The 15,989-nt window shown below is 72.2% G+C and carries 14 protein-coding genes; 1 reads left to right on the plus strand and 13 read right to left on the minus strand.

Going from position 1 to position 15,989, the window contains the following annotated elements; genetic code table 11:
• The first annotated feature begins 32 nt into the window (after positions 1-32).
• Complete coding sequence (locus C4K88_RS00395; protein ID WP_104119683.1) at positions 33-761, plus strand: DUF2306 domain-containing protein; 729 nt, start codon at positions 33-35, stop codon at positions 759-761.
• Here the strand turns inward: C4K88_RS00395 and C4K88_RS00400 are convergent.
• The 13 genes from C4K88_RS00400 to pyrR all read right to left on the minus strand — a co-directional run bounded on the left by C4K88_RS00400 (position 758) and on the right by pyrR (position 15,908).
• A complete protein-coding gene (locus tag C4K88_RS00400) occupies positions 758-2,974 on the minus strand; it encodes a primosomal protein N' (RefSeq protein WP_104119684.1) in 2,217 nt (738 codons plus the stop codon). The genes C4K88_RS00395 and C4K88_RS00400 overlap by 4 nt on opposite strands.
• A 25-nt stretch (positions 2,975-2,999) precedes the next feature.
• Positions 3,000-4,211: a methionine adenosyltransferase gene (gene metK, locus C4K88_RS00405; protein WP_104119685.1), complete on the minus strand. Its 1,212-nt coding sequence runs from the start codon at positions 4,209-4,211 to the stop codon at positions 3,000-3,002.
• A gap of 50 nt (positions 4,212-4,261) precedes the next feature.
• On the minus strand, positions 4,262-5,503 hold the full coding sequence (gene coaBC, locus C4K88_RS00410) for a bifunctional phosphopantothenoylcysteine decarboxylase/phosphopantothenate--cysteine ligase CoaBC (RefSeq protein WP_104119686.1): 1,242 nt from the start codon (positions 5,501-5,503) through the stop codon (positions 4,262-4,264).
• Positions 5,504-5,531: 28 nt separating this feature from the next.
• Positions 5,532-5,792 carry a DNA-directed RNA polymerase subunit omega gene (gene rpoZ / locus C4K88_RS00415; RefSeq protein WP_104119687.1) on the minus strand — a complete coding sequence of 87 codons (261 nt, stop codon included), beginning with the start codon at positions 5,790-5,792 and terminating at the stop codon, positions 5,532-5,534.
• 44 nt (positions 5,793-5,836) lie between these two features.
• Positions 5,837-6,406, minus strand: coding sequence for a guanylate kinase (gene gmk, locus C4K88_RS00420; RefSeq protein ID WP_104119688.1), 570 nt, complete (start codon positions 6,404-6,406; stop codon positions 5,837-5,839).
• Positions 6,407-6,416: 10 nt separating this feature from the next.
• Positions 6,417-6,755, minus strand: coding sequence for an integration host factor, actinobacterial type (gene mihF / locus C4K88_RS00425; RefSeq protein ID WP_104119689.1), 339 nt, complete (start codon positions 6,753-6,755; stop codon positions 6,417-6,419).
• 196 nt (positions 6,756-6,951) lie between these two features.
• Entirely contained in the window at positions 6,952-7,800 is an 849-nt protein-coding gene (gene pyrF / locus C4K88_RS00430; RefSeq protein WP_104119690.1) for an orotidine-5'-phosphate decarboxylase, read from the minus strand.
• Positions 7,790-11,098: a carbamoyl-phosphate synthase large subunit gene (gene carB, locus C4K88_RS00435; RefSeq protein ID WP_104119691.1), complete on the minus strand. Its 3,309-nt coding sequence runs from the start codon at positions 11,096-11,098 to the stop codon at positions 7,790-7,792. The genes pyrF and carB overlap by 11 nt, the downstream gene beginning before the upstream one ends.
• Positions 11,098-12,324, minus strand: coding sequence for a glutamine-hydrolyzing carbamoyl-phosphate synthase small subunit (carA, locus tag C4K88_RS00440; protein WP_104119692.1), 1,227 nt, complete (start codon positions 12,322-12,324; stop codon positions 11,098-11,100). The genes carB and carA overlap by 1 nt, the downstream gene beginning before the upstream one ends.
• Positions 12,321-12,920: a PH-like domain-containing protein gene (locus C4K88_RS00445; protein ID WP_241521639.1), complete on the minus strand. Its 600-nt coding sequence runs from the start codon at positions 12,918-12,920 to the stop codon at positions 12,321-12,323. Before C4K88_RS00445 ends, carA begins: the two co-directional genes overlap by 4 nt.
• On the minus strand, positions 12,908-14,296 hold the full coding sequence (locus C4K88_RS00450; RefSeq protein WP_104119693.1) for a dihydroorotase: 1,389 nt from the start codon (positions 14,294-14,296) through the stop codon (positions 12,908-12,910). The genes C4K88_RS00445 and C4K88_RS00450 overlap by 13 nt, the downstream gene beginning before the upstream one ends.
• The gene (locus C4K88_RS00455; protein WP_104119694.1) at positions 14,293-15,330 is read right to left on the minus strand and encodes an aspartate carbamoyltransferase catalytic subunit; all 1,038 of its coding nucleotides are present in this window, start codon (positions 15,328-15,330) and stop codon (positions 14,293-14,295) included. Before C4K88_RS00455 ends, C4K88_RS00450 begins: the two co-directional genes overlap by 4 nt.
• Positions 15,327-15,908: a bifunctional pyr operon transcriptional regulator/uracil phosphoribosyltransferase PyrR gene (gene pyrR / locus C4K88_RS00460; RefSeq protein WP_438502322.1), complete on the minus strand. Its 582-nt coding sequence runs from the start codon at positions 15,906-15,908 to the stop codon at positions 15,327-15,329. Before pyrR ends, C4K88_RS00455 begins: the two co-directional genes overlap by 4 nt.
• Positions 15,909-15,989: the final 81 nt, after the last annotated feature.

Genomic DNA, 15,989 nt, shown 5'->3' on the forward strand with positions numbered 1-15,989 from the left:
ACCGTCGGACAGCGGGGAAGGGCAGGACGGCCATGACGAGCACCGGACGACCAGCGGGGACCTCCGCCCCACCGCCCGTCCCACGGGCTCACCCACCGAGCCGACCCGCGTGGCTGATACCGGCGGGCCTGATCCTGCTGGGCCTCATCCCCGTGCTCGCCGGCGCCGTCCGCGTCACGGAGCTGGCCGGCGGACCCGAGATCACCGAACAGAATGCGCGCTTCGTCGAGTTCCCGATCCCGGTGGTCCTCCACATTCTCGGCGCCACGCTGTACACCCTGCTCGGGGCCTTCCAGTTCGTCCCGTCGCTGCGGCAGGGCCGGCGGACCTGGCACAGGAAGGCCGGGAGGATCCTCTTCCCCGCCGGGCTGGTGGCGGCCCTGACCGGCCTGTGGATGGCGTGCTTCTCCGCACTCCCGCCCAGTGACGGCCCGCTCCTCCTCGCCTTCCGACTCCTCTTCGGGACCGGGATGGCCCTCAGCCTCCTCCTGGGCGTCCGGGCCGTCATCCGCGGCGACATCCGGGCCCACGGCGCATGGATGACCCGTGCCTACGCGATCGGTCTCGGCGCGGGGACCCAGGCCCTGATCCTCATCCTGCCGGAGCTCCTCGGCAATCCGCCCGGCGTGACGCTGCGTGCCCTGCTCATGGGGGCCGGATGGCTGGTCAACCTCCTCGTGGCGGAGATCGCCATCCGCCGGCGCTACCGCACCCACACCCGCCACCCGCGTGTCGCCGACGCCCGGACCCGGTACAGCTAGAGCACGTCGAGGGCGTCGAGCCGGATGTGGACCGGCTCCCCCGTCCGCCGGGCGGACAGCGCCGCCCGGCGGGCCCGGAGCAGCTTCGTGACGCCGGCGGCCGCCCGATAGGAGAAGAACAGCAGCACGCGGTGGCTGCCCTGTCCCGCCAGCGCGTCGGCGGGGGGCGGGCTCCCGCGGTCGGGGCCGCGCTTCGGACCGGCCGCGGCGCGGGCCGCCAGCACGGCCTCCCGGCGGATATCCGGCGGGACCGCCGCGGGGCCGACGACGCGCACCGCACCCTCGGTGTCGAGGCCGTCGAGGAAGTGGGTGAGGGCTTCCCGGGTCCCCGTGAGCACCGCATACCGGACGGCCGGCGGGAGCCCGAGTTCGTGGCGCTCGGCCAGCTCGCGGGAGGCGGCACCGGCCGGATCCCAGCGGACGAGGTGACCCACCGCGACGTCGTCGTCGCCCGTGATCACCACGGTCCCGCCGGCGGTGGACGGGCGGGCGAGGATCGCCGCGGAGAACCAGCGGCGCAGGGCGTCCTCCCCGGCACGCAGTGATTCGCGGCTGAGGAGGGCGTTGCCGTCGAGGAGGATGACGGCGGCGTACCCGCCCGCGGCCACGGGTTCCGCCCCCGGGGTGGCGACGACGACGGCCGGCGCGTCCCGGACGTCGTCGACGATGTGCTCACCCGCGGAGGAGATGACGGGGACCCCGGGGAACGCGCGTCCCAGTTCCTCGGCGGTCCGGGTGGCTCCGGCCACGGTGGCCCGGATCCGGGTGCCGCCGCACTCCGGGCAGGTCCAATGGCTGTCGGGACGCCCGCACCAGCGGCAGGCCGGCGGGGCGTTCCGCCCGGGTTGCGCCAGCGGCCCGGCGCAGACCCCGCAGCGCGCGGCGTGGCGGCACCGGTCGCAGGCGAGGGCCGGGGAGAAGCCCGTGCGCGCGACCTGCAGGAGGACGGGGCCGTCCTTCAGCCCGGCCTGCGCCGCCGCCCACGCGGCGTGCGGGATGCGGGCCTGGGCGGCCAGCGGGTCCCGCTCCATCTGATAGGCGTCGGCGGCGTGGAGGACGCGGGGGGTCGATCGGCGGACCTCCGTGCGGTCGGCCTGGATGGCGTGCGCCCAGCCGATGTCGACGAGGCGCTGCGCCTCCGTGGTCCGGCCGAAGGAGGAGAGCAGCATCGCCGCTCCGGCCTGTTCGGCGCGCAGCAGGAGGACGTCGCGGATGTGCTGGTACGGCGCGCGCTGCTCGACGTGCTGGTCGTCGCCGTCGTCCCACAGGCAGACGAGCCCGAGGTTCCGCACCGGCGCGTAGGCGGCGGACCGGGTGCCGACCGCCACGGTGGCGGCCCCGTGGAGGATGCGCATGAAGTTGCGGTACCGGGGCGTCGCGCCGTCCTCGCCGGTCAGCCGGGCCACCCCCGACGCTCCGAGACGGGCCATGAGGGCTGCCTCCACGCGCGCGAGGTCCCGCTGGTCGGGGACGACGACGACGGCCCCCCGGCCCGCGGACGCGGCAGCCGCGACCGCGTCGGCGATCTCCTCGTGCCAGGCGGTGGCACCGTATCCGCCGAGGCTCGTCAGGACGGCGCGCGGCGATTCCCCGGCGCGGAGGTGCTGCAGGAAGGCACGGCCATTGGGATAGCGCCGGAAACCACCGGAGGCCGGCTGTCCGGCGGCGACGGGCAGCATGTCCGCTGGGGCCTCGGGATCGAAGGCCTCGGGATCAGTGTCCTCGGAGGGCGGCGCGGTCGGCTCGCCGGTAGCGCGAGGGGCGTCGAACTCGTCCTCGACGCGTGCCATGCGCGGGGGGACGGCCGAGCGCAGGACGTCGCTCACCGTGCCGACCGATCGCGCGGCGACCGCCGTCGCGAGGGCGAGGATCTCGGGGGTGAGGACCTGCTGGGGGGAGACGACCTTCGCGAGGGGCAGGAGCGTCGCCGTCGTGCTGGCCTCCTGGACCCGCTCCGCGAGGAACCCGGCATGCTCGCGCCCGGCGAACCGCACCTTCACCCGGACGCCGGGCTGCGCCTCGGCGTCCATGGCCGCGGGCACCGCGTAGTCGAAGTACCGGTCGAGGTGGGGCAGCTGCGCATCGAGGATCACCCGGGCGATGGGCAGCGACGACGCCCGCTCCGGGTCGGTCTGCGGAAGCCGGGCGGCGCCGAAGCCGTGGAGCAGCGACAGCTGGCCGTCCGTCGTGTCGGGCACGCGGGTGTGCGTCATGATGTTCCGGCCGCCCCCTCCCCTGTCAGGCGTTGAAGTAGCTCCTGAGCTTGTCCACGCGGTCGGTGCGCTCCCAGGTGAAGCCGTCCTTCTCGCGGCCGAAGTGGCCGTGCGCGGCGGTGCGCTGGTAGATGGGGCGCTTGAGGTCGAGGGCGTTGATGATGCCGAGCGGGCGGAGGTCGAAGACCTCGCGGATCGCGGTGCCGATCCTCAGGGGGTCCACGGTCTCCGTGCCGAAGGTCTCCACGTAGATGCCGACGGGCTGCGCCATGCCGATGGCGTAGGCGATCTGGATCTCGGCCCGGCGGGCGAGGCCGGCCGCCACCACGTTCTTCGCGACCCACCGCATGGCGTAGGCCGCCGAGCGGTCCACCTTGGACGGGTCCTTGCCGCTGAACGCGCCGCCACCGTGGCGGGCCGTGCCACCGTAGGTGTCGACGATGATCTTGCGGCCGGTCAGCCCGGCGTCGCCCACCGGTCCGCCGATCACGAAGGCGCCACCGGGGTTCAGGATGTGCCGGACCGAGGACGCGTCGAGGTCGGAGTCGGCCAGGACCGGGGTGACGACGTGCTCGACGAGACCGGCGCGCAGCTCCTCGAGGGAGACGTCGGCGGAGTGCTGGGAGGAGACGACCACGGAGTCGATCGAGACGGGGCGGTCGCCGTCGTAGCCGACCGTGACCTGGGTCTTGCCGTCCGGGCGGAGGTACGGGAGGGTGCCGTCCTTCCGGACGGCGGTGAGGCGCTCCGACAGCCGGTGCGCGAGCCAGATGGGGGCGGGCATGAGCACGGAGGTCTCGTCGCTCGCGTAGCCGAACATGATGCCCTGGTCCCCCGCGCCCTGGGCGTCGTAGGGGTCCACGCCGGTCCCCTCGCGGGTCTCGAGCGAGGTGAAGACGCCGGAGGCGATCTCCGCGCTCTGCTGCCCGATCGACACGGACACACCGCACCGGGCGCCGTCGAAGCCGTTGGCCGAGGAGTCGTAGCCGATCCCCAGGATGGTCTTGCGGACGATGTCCGGGATCTCGACGTACGCCTCGGTGGTGACCTCGCCCGCGACGTGCACGAGTCCGGTGGTGACGAGGGTCTCCACCGCGACGCGTGAATCCGGATCCTGTTCGAGCATCCCGTCGAGGATGGCGTCACTGATCTGGTCGCAGATCTTGTCGGGGTGCCCCTCGGTCACCGATTCCGATGTGAAGAGGCGCAGGGGGGAACCGGTACTGGGAGAATTCACGTGCTCACTCTACTGGGTCGGAGGGACAGTCCTGTAGGTGACGGGCGGGATCAGCGGGACAGCAGGCGCGCCGCATGGGCGAGCACGGCGTCGGCGACGACCCGCTTGGACCCGCGCACCGGGTCCGACTCGCTGCCGTCCGCGTCGAGGAGCGTGACCTCCGTGGAGTCCTGGCCGAAGACCCGGTCGGAGCCGACGACGTTGAGCACCAGGACGTCGCAGCCCTTCCGTGCGAGTTTCGTGCGCGCGTGGGCCAGGGGGTCGGCTGCGGCGTCACCCGTCTCGGCGGCGAAGCCGACGATGACCTGCCGCCGCGCGTCGGCGTCCCGGGCGAGGACGGCCTCCCGGAGCACGTCGGGGTTCCGGACGAGGGTGATGACCGGGTCCGTCCCGTCGTCGGTCTTCTTCATCTTGGCGGCGGCGACCTCGGCGGGCCTGAAGTCCGCGACGGCGGCGGCCATGACGAGCACGTCCGTGGCGGGCAGGGCCTCGAGGACGGCGTCGCGCAGCTGGAGGGCGGACTCGACGCGCACGACCTCGCACCCGGCGGGCGGCGGCACCTCGGCGTGGGCGAGGACGAGGGTCACGAGGGCGCCCTGGGCGAGGGCCGCCTCGGCGAGGGCCATGCCCTGCTTGCCCGAGGACCGGTTCCCGAGGAACCGCACCGGGTCGAGGGCTTCGCGCGTGCCACCCGCCGAGATGGTGACGCGCCGGCCCTGGAGACTGCCACGTGCGGAGGGGGGTCCGACGACGGGGGGTTCGACGGCGGCGTGGACGACGGCGAGGGCAGCCGCGAAGATGTCCGCCGGTTCGGGGAGCCTGCCGGGCCCGGAGTCCGCCCCGGTGAGGCGGCCGGTGGCAGGGTCGAGGACGGTGACGCCCCGCGAGCGGAGGGTCGCCACATTGGCGCGGGTCGCGGCGTGCTGCCACATCTCGGTGTGCATCGCCGGCGCCATGACCACGGGGCCGCGGGCCATGAGGAGTGTGCCCGTCAGGAGGTCGTTCGCGAGCCCGGCGGCGGCCCGCGCCAGGACGTCGGCCGTCGCGGGCGCGACGACGATGAGGTCGGCCTCGTGTCCGAGGCGCACGTGGTTCACCTTGTCGACGTCGTCCCAGACGCTGTTGCTCACGGGGTGTCCCGAGAGGGCTTCCCAGGTGGCGGTACCGACGAAGCGGGTGGCGGCGTCGGTGGGGATGACGGTGACGTCATGGCCCGACTCCGTGAAAAGACGGAGGAGGGATGCGGCCTTGTAGGCAGCGATCCCTCCTCCGACACCGAGGACTACGCGCATCGGCGGTCCGTGTTCGGGGCTGCCGGGACTATTCGGACTGTTCCATGGGCGCGGACACGAGCATGCCCTCGTTGATCTCGCGGAGGGCGATGGAGAGGGGCTTCTCGTTGAGGCGGGTGTCGACGAGCGGGCCGACGTACTCGAAGAGACCTTCGTGGAGCTGGGAGTAGTACGCGTTGATCTGGCGTGCGCGCTTGGCGCCGTAGATCACGAGGGCGTACTTCGAGTCCGAGGCCTCCAGCAGAGAATCGATCGGCGGGTTGATGATGCCTTCGGGCTGAGTTGACACAGAGTTCTCCAAAAAATAAGGCGGGACCGACCGGATCAGCGCGTTCAGCGCTCCAGCGGACGCAGTCCCATCAGTGATACGAGCTCGTCTGCCGCATGCTCCACGGTGTCGTTGACGACGGTGTGGTGGAATTCCGGCTCGGCGGCAAGTTCCAGTTTAGCGGTTTCCAGCCGTTGCTGCTGCTCTTCGGCCGTTTCGGTGCCACGGCCCCGGAGCCGGCGGACCATCTCGTCCCAGCTGGGGGGTGCCAGGAACACGAAGTTGGCCTCCGGCATGGTCTCCTTCACCTGGCGTGCTCCCTGCAGGTCGATCTCCAGGAGTACGGTCCGGCCCTCGTCCATCGCGGCCTGGACGGTGCGTCGCAGCGTGCCGTAGCGGTTGCGGCCGTGGACCACGGCCCACTCCAGCAGCTGCTCCTCGGCGACGAGGCGGTCGAACTCCTCCGCGGAGACGAAGAAGTAGTGCACACCGTCGATCTCGCCCGGGCGTGGCGGGCGGGTGGTCGCCGACACCGAGAGCCACACGGCGGGATAGTTGTCCCGGATGTAGGTGGAGACCGTTCCCTTGCCGACGGCCGTCGGGCCGGCCAGGACTGTCAACCGGGGCTGTGACACTGGTGCTTCCTTACTTTCTGGCCGAGCCAGACTGGTGGTGTTCGAGGTACGTGACGAGAGCCTTGCGCTGGTGGATGCCGAGCCCGCGCACGCGGCGGGTCCCCGCGATGCCCACCTCCGCCATGATGGCGGCCGCCCGTACGTCGCCGACGCCGGGCAGGGCCTTGAGGAGGTCGAGGACCTTCAGGCGGCCGACGGCGTCGTCGCCGTCGGGGTTCTCGATCACGTCCGCCACGGAAAGCTTACCGGTCCTCAGCCGGGACTTGATGTCGGCCCGTACCGCCCGCGCCGCCGTCGCCTTCTCGCGCGCCTGCGTCCGTTCGGCATCCGTCAATGGCTTCAGGCTCACTGCTGCTCCCTACGCTGGACGGCACCATGGATGGCGGCGAACGCTCGTGGTGTGGCTGGATCGGGTGGATGGTCGGACAGCGCCGGGGTGTTCCCGGGGTACACCCGGAACGGTGTCCGGGATCGGCGGCTTCCCGGCAGGCCCGGTGGAACGAACCTACCGGGCGCCCGCCCCGGAAATCAATGCGGGTCGGCGCTCAGGCGAGGCCGTCGCGCGTCCGCTCCGCTTCCGCCCGGAGCGCCGCGGTGTCGGGCCCCGCGGCGAGGACGGCCCGGCTGGAGGTCGGCAGGACGAACGGCAGGGCCGCGCCGAAGGCGGCCTCCAGCTCGCGGCGCCCGGCACCCTGGGCGCCCACCCCCGGGGCCAGGACGGGGCCGTTGAGGGAGGGCAGGTCCAGCCCCAGCCGCTGTGCCGCATCACCGACGGTCGCTCCGATCACCAGCCCCACCTGCCCGGGCCCGGGGCCGGCGTTCTCGGCGGCGGCCGCCCGCGCGATGGACCGCGCCACGGACGCGTCCCCGCCCACATGCTGCACCGACCGTCCCTCGGGATTGGAGGTCAGGGCGAGGACGAACACCCCGCGGCCTGTCGCGGCGGCGAGGTCGAGTGCGGGGCGGAGGGACTCGAACCCGAGGTACGGGTTCAGGGTGACGGCGTCGGCGGCCAGCGGGCGGCCCTCCCCCAGCCACGCCTCCGCGTAGGCCTGCATGGTCGAGCCGATGTCTCCGCGCTTGGCGTCCGCGATGGTGAGCACCCCGGCGTCGGCCGCGCGGGCCAGCAGCGTCTCGAGGACCGCGAGCCCGCGGGCGCCGTGCCGTTCGTAGAGCGCGACCTGCGGTTTGAGGGCCGCGGCGACCGGCCCGACGGCCTCGAGCACCGTGAGCGAGAACCGCTCGAGACCCGCCGGGGAGTCCTCCAGCCCCCAGGCGTCCAGGAGCCCGGGGTGCGGGTCGATGCCGACGCAGAGGCTCCCCCGGGTCGACCGTGCCGCCGCGAGCCGCTCCCCGAACGGGGCACGGATCGCGGCGGTGGCCTCAGGAGGCATCGCGTGCCGCGGTGGACGCCTGGAGGTTCGCCGCGTGCTCCTGCAGGCTCGTGACCGACCACTCGTAGGAGCGCATGGCCTCGATCGCCTGCACGGCCGCCCCGACCTCGGGGATCGTCGTGATGACCGGGAGCCCGTAGGAGGTCGCGGCCGCGCGGATCTCGTAGCCGTCACCGCGCGCCTGGCCACCGGAGGGCGTGTTGATGATCATGTCGATGCCGCCCTCGGTGATGAGGTCGACGACGGTGCCCTCGCCGTGGGCTCCCGTCCCCTCGGCGACCTTGCGGACCGTCGTGGCCTGGATGCCGTTGCGTCGCAGGACGTCCGCCGTACCGCCCGTGGACACGATCTCGAAGCCGAGGTCCACGAGCCGCTTGACCGGCATGACGATGGCGCGCTTGTCCCGGTTCGCGACGGAGACGAACACCTTGCCCTGCACCGGCAGGGCCGCATTGGCCGCGGCCTGGCTCTTCGCGAAGGCGGTGTCGAAGTACTTGTCGATCCCCATCACCTCGCCGGTGGAACGCATCTCGGGGCCGAGCAGGGAGTCCACCACCCTGCCCTCGGGCGTGCGGAAGCGGCTGAAGGGCAGCACGGCCTCCTTGACGGAGACCGGCGCGTCGAGCGGCAGGGAGCCGCCGTCGCCCCGGGCCGGCAGCATGCCGCGCTCGCGCAGCTCGGTGACCGTGACTCCGGTGCCGATGAGGGCGGCGCCCTTGGCGAGCTGCACGCCCGTGGCCTTCGAGACGAACGGCACGGTCCGCGAGGCGCGAGGGTTCGCCTCGAGGACGTACAGGACGTCGGAGGCCAGCGCGAACTGGATGTTGATGAGCCCGCGCACGCCGACGCCCTCGGCGATGGCGTGCGTGGCCTCCCGGACGCGCTGCAGGACGTCGGCGCCGAGGGTGATCGGGGGCAGCACGCACGCGGAGTCGCCGGAGTGGATGCCGGCCTCCTCGATGTGCTCCATGATCCCGCCGAGGTACATCTCCGTGCCGTCGTACAGGGCGTCGACGTCGATCTCGATGGCGTCCTCGAGGAAGCGGTCGATCAGGACCGGGTGGGCCTCCGTGATCTCCGTGGCGTTGGCGATGTAGCGGGAGAGGTTCGGCTCGTCGTAGACGATCTCCATGCCGCGGCCGCCGAGCACGTAGGACGGCCGGACCAGTACCGGGTAGCCGATGTCGTCGGCGATCCTCTTGGCGTCCTCGAAGGACACCGCGGTGCCGTTCTTGGGCGAGATCAGACCGCCGGCGTCGAGCACGCGGCTGAACGCCCCGCGGTGCTCGGCGAGGTCGATCGCCTCGGGGGACGTGCCGAGGATCGGGATCCCGGCGTCGGCGAGTTCCTGGGCGAGCTTCAGCGGTGTCTGCCCACCGAGCTGGACGAAGACACCGAGGACCCCGCCGGTGCGCCGCTCGGCCGCGATGACCTCGAGGACGTCCTCGAGGGTCAGCGGTTCGAAGTACAGGCGCGTGGAGATGTCGTAGTCCGTGGACACCGTCTCGGGGTTGCAGTTGACCATGACCGTCTCGTAGCCGGCCTCCCGCAGTGCCATCGTGGCGTGGACGCACGAGTAGTCGAACTCGATGCCCTGCCCGATCCGGTTGGGCCCGGAGCCGAGGATGATCACCGAGGGCTTCTCGTGCTGCGCCACCTCGTCCTCCTCGTCGTAGGACGAGTAGTGGTAGGGCGTGTAGGCGGCGAACTCCGCCGCGCAGGTGTCCACGGTCTTGAAGACCGGGCGGATCCCGAGGGCGTGCCGCACCCCGCGCACCACGGCCTCGGGCATGGAGGTGAGGGAGCCGATCTGCTCGTCGGAGAACCCGTGGCGCTTGGCGCGCCGCAGCACGTCCTCGGTCAGGTCCGGCGCGGAGCGGACCTCCTCAGCGATCTCGTTGAGGAGCTCCAGCTGGTCGAGGAACCACGGGTCGATCCCCGTGGCCTTGTACAGCCGGTCCACGCCGGCCCCGCCGAGCAGGGCGCGCTGCACCTGCGAGAGCCGTTCGGTGGTGGGGCGCCGGGCCGCCTCGACGAGGGCGTCGACGTCCCCGGCGGGGACCGGCGCGAAGGAGAACTGCGACCCCTTCTGCTCGAGGGAGCGCAGCGCCTTCTGCAGCGCCTCCGTGAAGTTGCGGCCCATGGCCATGGCCTCGCCCACGGACTTCATGGTGGTGGTGAGCGTGGGGTCCGCGGCCGGGAACTTCTCGAACGCGAACCGCGGGACCTTGACCACCACGTAGTCGAGGGTCGGCTCGAAGGACGCCGGGGTCTTCAGGGTGATGTCGTTGGGGATCTCGTCGAGCGTGTAGCCGAGGGAGAGTTTCGTGGCGATCTTGGCGATCGCGAACCCGGTGGCCTTCGACGCGAGGGCGGAGGACCGCGACACGCGCGGGTTCATCTCGATGACGACGACGCGCCCCGTGTCCGGTTCGATGGCGAACTGGATGTTGCAGCCACCGGTGTCGACGCCGACCTCCCGGATCACGGCGATCGAGATGTCCCGCAGGCGCTGGTACTCGCGGTCGGTCAGCGTCAGGGCCGGCGCGACCGTGATGGAGTCGCCGGTGTGCACACCCACGGGGTCCACGTTCTCGATGGAGCACACGACCACGACGTTGTCGTTGCGGTCGCGCATCATCTCGAGCTCGTACTCCTTCCACCCGAGGATGCTCTCCTCGAGGAGGACCTCGCTCGTGGGACTGTACTGCAGCCCCTGGCCGACGATCCGGCGGAGGTCCTGCTCGGTGTACGCGAGGCCGGAACCGAGGCCGCCCATCGTGAAGGACGGCCGGACCACCATCGGGTAGCCGAGCTCCTCCGCGGCCGCCAGGGCCTCGTCGATGGTGTGGATGATCGAGGATCGCGCCGATTCGGCGCCGCACCGCGCGACGACGCCCTTGAACTTCTCGCGGTCCTCACCGAGCTCGATCGCGGCGATGTTCGCGCCGATCAGCTCCACGCCGTACTTCTCGAGGACGCCGTTCTTGTCGAGGGCGATCGCCGTGTTCAGCGCCGTCTGCCCGCCCAGGGTGGGCAGCAGGGCGTCAGGGCGTTCCTTGGCGATGATCTTCTCGACGACGTCCGGCGTGATCGGCTCCACGTACGTGGCGTCCGCGAACTCGGGGTCGGTCATGATGGTGGCCGGGTTGGAGTTCACGAGGATGACGCGCAGGCCCTCCTCGCGCAGCACGCGGAGCGCCTGCGTGCCCGAGTAGTCGAATTCGGCGGCCTGTCCGATGACGATCGGCCCGGAGCCGATCACGAGGACGCTCTTGAGGTCGGTTCTGCGGGGCATCAGTTCTCTCCCTGGGTGGTGCTGTCGGAGCCGGGCCGGGAGCCCGGGCGGTCCTTCTCGGCCTGCATCAGGTCGATGAAGCGGTCGAAGAGGTAGGCGGAGTCGTGCGGGCCGGCTGCCGCCTCGGGGTGGTACTGGACGGAGAAGGCCGGGAGGTCCAGGCACGCCAGGCCCTCGACGACGTCGTCGTTCAGGCACACGTGGCTCACCTCGACGCGGCCGTACTTGCCGGCGGGCGCCTCCACGGGGCCGTCCAGCGGTGCGTCGACGGCGAAGCCGTGGTTCTGCGAGGTGATCTCCACCTTGCCGGTGCGGCGGTCCATGACCGGCTGGTTGATCCCCCGGTGGCCGTAACGGAGCTTGTAGGTGCCGAAGCCGAGCGCGCGGCCGAGGATCTGGTTGCCGAAGCAGATACCGAAGAACGGTACGCGCGCGTCGAGCACCTGCCGGAGGAGCTCAACTTGGGCGTCGGCCGTCGCGGGGTCGCCGGGCCCGTTGGACATGAAGACGCCGTCCGGGCGGGCGGCCAGGACGTCGTCGAACGACGCCCCGGCGGGCAGGACGACGGTGCGCACGCCGCGTTGGGCGAAGTGCCGGGGCGTCATCGCCTTGATGCCGAGATCGAGCGCGGCGACGGTGGCCACCGTCTCGCCGGTCCAGCCGTGGTCGGCGGGCTCGACGACGTACGCCTCATCGATGCTGACCTCCTCGGCGAGCCGCGCGCCGGCCATGGACGGCTGGGCGAGGACCCGCTCGAGGAGCCGGTCCGCGGGCAGCGCGGCGTCCGGGCCGGAGAAGATGCCGGCGCGCATGGCGCCGCGCTCCCGCAGGTGGCGGGTCACGGCGCGGGTGTCGACGCCCTCGATCCCCACGATCCCCTGCTCGCGCAGCTGGTCGTCGAGGCTCTGCTCGGAGCGCCAGTTGGACGGCCGGCGTGCCGCGTCGCGGATGACGTACCCGGCCACCCAGATGCGGCGCGATTCGGCGTCGTCGGCGTTCACCCCGGTGTTGCCGATGTGCGGCGCCGTCTGAACGACGAGCTGCCGGGCGTAGGACGGATCGGTGATGGTCTCCTGGTAGCCGGTCATGCCGGTGGCGAAGACCGCCTCGCCGAGCGTGGTGCCCTCGGCCCCGTAGGCGCGGCCGCGGAACGTACGGCCGTCCTCGAGGACGAGCACCGCGGGTGCCTGTCGGTGGACCGGTGCCGTTGTTGGAGCGTGGCTCACAGCTGTTCCCTGCCTTCGGGGGTCGGTGGAGTGCGGTCGGTGATGGGGTCGGTGGATCCGGTGGGGCCGGCGCCGTGGTGGGCGCGGCCGGTGCCCGGGTGTGCGGGACGGTCCGGGACGAGGGCTGCAATGGCGGCGACGAGCTGCGCCTTGTGCGCGGCGTGGCGCGTGCGGAACCCCGTGTCGACGCCGAGGTCGCCGAGGCGCCAGGTGAGGATCACGAGCCCCTCCTTCTCGACGAACTTGCCCGTCATGCCTCCGGCGAGCTGCACCGAGGTGAGATCGCCGCGGGGGACGAAGACGTCGGGGGCGCCCGTCCGGGAGAGCAGGACACCCTCCGGGTGGACGGAGGCGACGGCGTTGCCGCGCAGTCCCAGCCCGTGGACCGCGATGCGGTCGAGCCAGTCCCCCGCCGTCGTCGTCGCCACGTACTGCCCCTCGGCCTCGTACAGGACGGGCCCGAGGCCGGCGGGCGGTGCGGGCGGCGCGGGGACGTCCGCCTGCCGGCGCAGCCGGTTGCGCCACCCGAGGCCCATGAGCGCCACGATCACGGCGATGATGGCGACGGTCGCGACGACCCAGCCTACATATTCCATGCGGGTGCCTCGTCGGTGGTGGGGGCGGATGCGGGGCGGGGCGAGGCGAGGCGGCCGTCGAGGACGGTGGGGTGTCCGCCGTAGAAGGTGGCCCGGACCCTGCCGGGCAGCTCCAGGCCGCGGAAGGGGCTGTTGCGGCCCTTCGTGGCCATGGTGGACGGATCGACGGTCCAGCGCGCGGCGGGGTCGACGAGGATCAGGTGCGCGGGCTCGCCCGCGGCGATCGGCCGGCCCTGGTGACCGAGCCGGCCGATCGCGGCCGGGGCGACCGCGGTGACCCGGGCGAAGCCCTCCCAGTCCAGCAGGCCGGTCTCCACCATGGTGTACTGCACGACGGACAGGGCGGTCTCCAGGCCGGTCATGCCCATCGCGGCCTGCGCCCACTCGCACTCCTTGTGCTCGCTCGGATGCGGGGCGTGGTCCGTGCCGACGACGTCGATCGTGCCGTCGGCGAGGGCCGCCCGGAGCGCGTGGACGTCGTCGGCGGTGCGCAGCGGCGGGTTGACCTTGTACACCGGGTCGTAGCTGCGGACGAGCTCGTCGGTGAGGAGCAGGTGGTGCGGGGTGACCTCCGCGGTGACGTCGATGCCGCGGGCCTTCGCCCACCGGATGATCTCCACGGACCCGGCGGTGGAGACGTGGCAGACGTGCAGGCGCGATCCCACGTGCTGGGCGAGCAGGACGTCGCGGGCGATGATGCTCTCCTCGGCGACGGCCGGCCAGCCGGTCAGGCCGAGCACGGCCGAGACCTCGCCCTCGTTCATCTGGGCGCCCTCGGTGAGGCGCGGTTCCTGTGCGTGCTGGGCGATGACGCCGTCGAACGCCTTGACGTACTCGAGGGCGCGGCGCATGAGGACGGGGTCGGAGACGCAGATGCCGTCGTCGGAGAAGACCCGGACGGCGGCCCGGGATTCGGCCATGGCGCCCAGTTCCGCGAGGCGTTCGCCGCCCAGGCCGACGGTGACCGCCCCGACCGGGCGGACCTCGACCCATCCGGAGGCCAGTCCCAGGCTGTACACCTGCTCGACGACGCCGGCCGTGTCGGCGACGGGCGAGCTGTTGGCCATGGCGTGCACGGCGGTGAACCCGCCGAGCGCGGCGGCACGCGACCCGGTCTCGACGGTCTCGGCGTCCTCCCGGCCCGGCTCGCGGAGGTGGGTGTGGAGGTCCACCATGCCGGGCAGGGCGATCAGCCCGGCAGCGTCGATGATCGCGGCGTCCGCCGGTGCCTCGGCCGTCGCCGCGTGACCGACGGCCGCGATGACACCGTCACGGAGGAGGAGGTCCTGGACATCGAATCCGAGGATCGAGGCGCCCCGGATGAGGTACGCGGGCGGGGTCGTGCTGGTGGTTCCTGCGGTGCTGGGGGTCGTCACGAGGCACGGCCTTCCGGGATCAGGATGGGCGGGGAGTCGGTCCGGTCGTGGGCGTCGGGTTCGTCATCGTCCCGCGGGTCCCCCGAGAGCAGCAGGTACAGCGCGGCCATGCGTACGGAGACGCCGTTGCGGACCTGGGCGAGGACGGTGGAGCGGGGCGAGTCCGCGGCGGCGGCGGAGATCTCGAGGCCCCGGTTCATGGGCCCGGGGTGCATGATCACGGTGTCGTCCAGGCCCATGGTGTCCAGCAGCGCGAGCCGCCCGTCATCGAACCCCCAGCGCCGCGAGTACTCGCGCGTCGAGGGGAAGAACGCGGCGTTCATGCGCTCGGCCTGCAGGCGGAGCATCATGACGGCGTCGGGCCGCTGCGCGAGGGCGTCGTCGAGGTTGTAGAACACGGTGCAGGGCCAGGACCCGATACCTACCGGGAGCAGCGTGGGCGGGCCGGCGAGGAGGACTTCCGCGCCGAGCGTCGTCAGCAGCCACACGTTGGAGCGGGCCACCCGCGAATGGAGGACGTCCCCGACGATCAGGACCTTCAGGCCGGCGAGGGTGCTCCCCGCGCTGGGCAGGCCACCGAGCCGCGCCCGGTGCCGGCGCAGCGTGAAGGCGTCGAGCAGGGCCTGGGTGGGATGCTCGTGCGTGCCGTCCCCGGCGTTGACGACGGCGGCGTCGATCCATCCCGACGCCGCGAGCCGCGCCGGGGCACCGGAGGCTGGGTGGCGGATGACGACGGCGTCCGCGCTCATGGCCTCGAGGGTCTGCGCCGTGTCCTTCAGCGACTCCCCCTTGGACACCGAGGAGCCCTTGACCGCGAAGTTGATGACGTCGGCGGAGAGGCGCTTCGCCGCCGCCTCGAAGGAGATGCGCGTGCGGGTGGAATCCTCGTAGAAGAGATTCACCACCGTGCGGCCGCGCAGCGCCGGGAGCTTCTTGATCTCCCGCTCCCCCACCGCCGCCATCTCCTCGGCGACGTCCAGCAGCCGCAGCGCGTTCCTCGCAGAGAGGTCCTGCGTGCTGAGCAGGTGCTTCACGCGCGGTCCTCGATGACGACCTCGTTCACGGCGGACCCACCGATCAGGTCGATCTCCGCGAGATGCACGCGCACGCGCTCGCGGGACGACGTCGGGAGGTTCTTACCCACGTGGTCGGCGCGGATCGGGAGTTCGCGGTGCCCGCGGTCCACCAGGACAGCCAGGCGAACGGCGCGCGGGCGGCCGAGATCGGCGAGGGCGTCGAGGGCCGCCCGGATGGTGCGCCCCGAGTAGAGGACGTCGTCGACGAGGACCACGACCTTGTCGTCGATGCCCGACGGCGGAAGCTGGGTGGCGAGCGGGGAGCGCGTGGGGTGGCGGCGGAGGTCGTCACGGTACATGGTGACGTCGAGCTGGCCCGTGATGAGATCCGGGTCCACCGAGGTGTCGACGGAGGCGATCTTCTGGGCGAGGCGCTGGGCCAGCGGGAAACCCCTGCGGGGGATGCCGAGGAGGACGAGGTTACGCGAGCCCTTGTTCGCCTCGAGGATCTCGTGGGCGATGCGCGTGAGTGCGCGGTCGATGTCTGCTGCTGCGAGAACAACGCGCTTGGTGATGCCGGAATCCGAGGCAGGCATGGTCATGACACGCTTCCTCCTTCCCCGCCTCACAGGACGGAACTTAAAGGGTGGTTGCGCCTTCAAAACTACCACAGCGCC

Origin of the sequence: Arthrobacter pityocampae (assembly GCF_002927275.1) — a bacterium.
Lineage (GTDB): Bacteria > Actinomycetota > Actinomycetes > Actinomycetales > Micrococcaceae > Arthrobacter_D > Arthrobacter_D pityocampae.

Coding starts and splice junctions, on each gene's coding strand:
- C4K88_RS00445 (WP_241521639.1), bottom strand. CDS start 12,920: ATGGAATATGTAGGCTGGGTCGTCGCGACCGTCGCCATCATCGCCGTG.
- C4K88_RS00400 (WP_104119684.1), bottom strand. CDS start 2,974: ATGACGCACACCCGCGTGCCCGACACGACGGACGGCCAGCTGTCGCTG.
- pyrR (WP_438502322.1), bottom strand. CDS start 15,908: ATGCCTGCCTCGGATTCCGGCATCACCAAGCGCGTTGTTCTCGCAGCA.
- pyrF (WP_104119690.1), bottom strand. CDS start 7,800: ATGCCTCCTGAGGCCACCGCCGCGATCCGTGCCCCGTTCGGGGAGCGG.
- coaBC (WP_104119686.1), bottom strand. CDS start 5,503: ATGCGCGTAGTCCTCGGTGTCGGAGGAGGGATCGCTGCCTACAAGGCC.
- C4K88_RS00395 (WP_104119683.1), top strand. CDS start 33: ATGACGAGCACCGGACGACCAGCGGGGACCTCCGCCCCACCGCCCGTC.
- carB (WP_104119691.1), bottom strand. CDS start 11,098: ATGCCCCGCAGAACCGACCTCAAGAGCGTCCTCGTGATCGGCTCCGGG.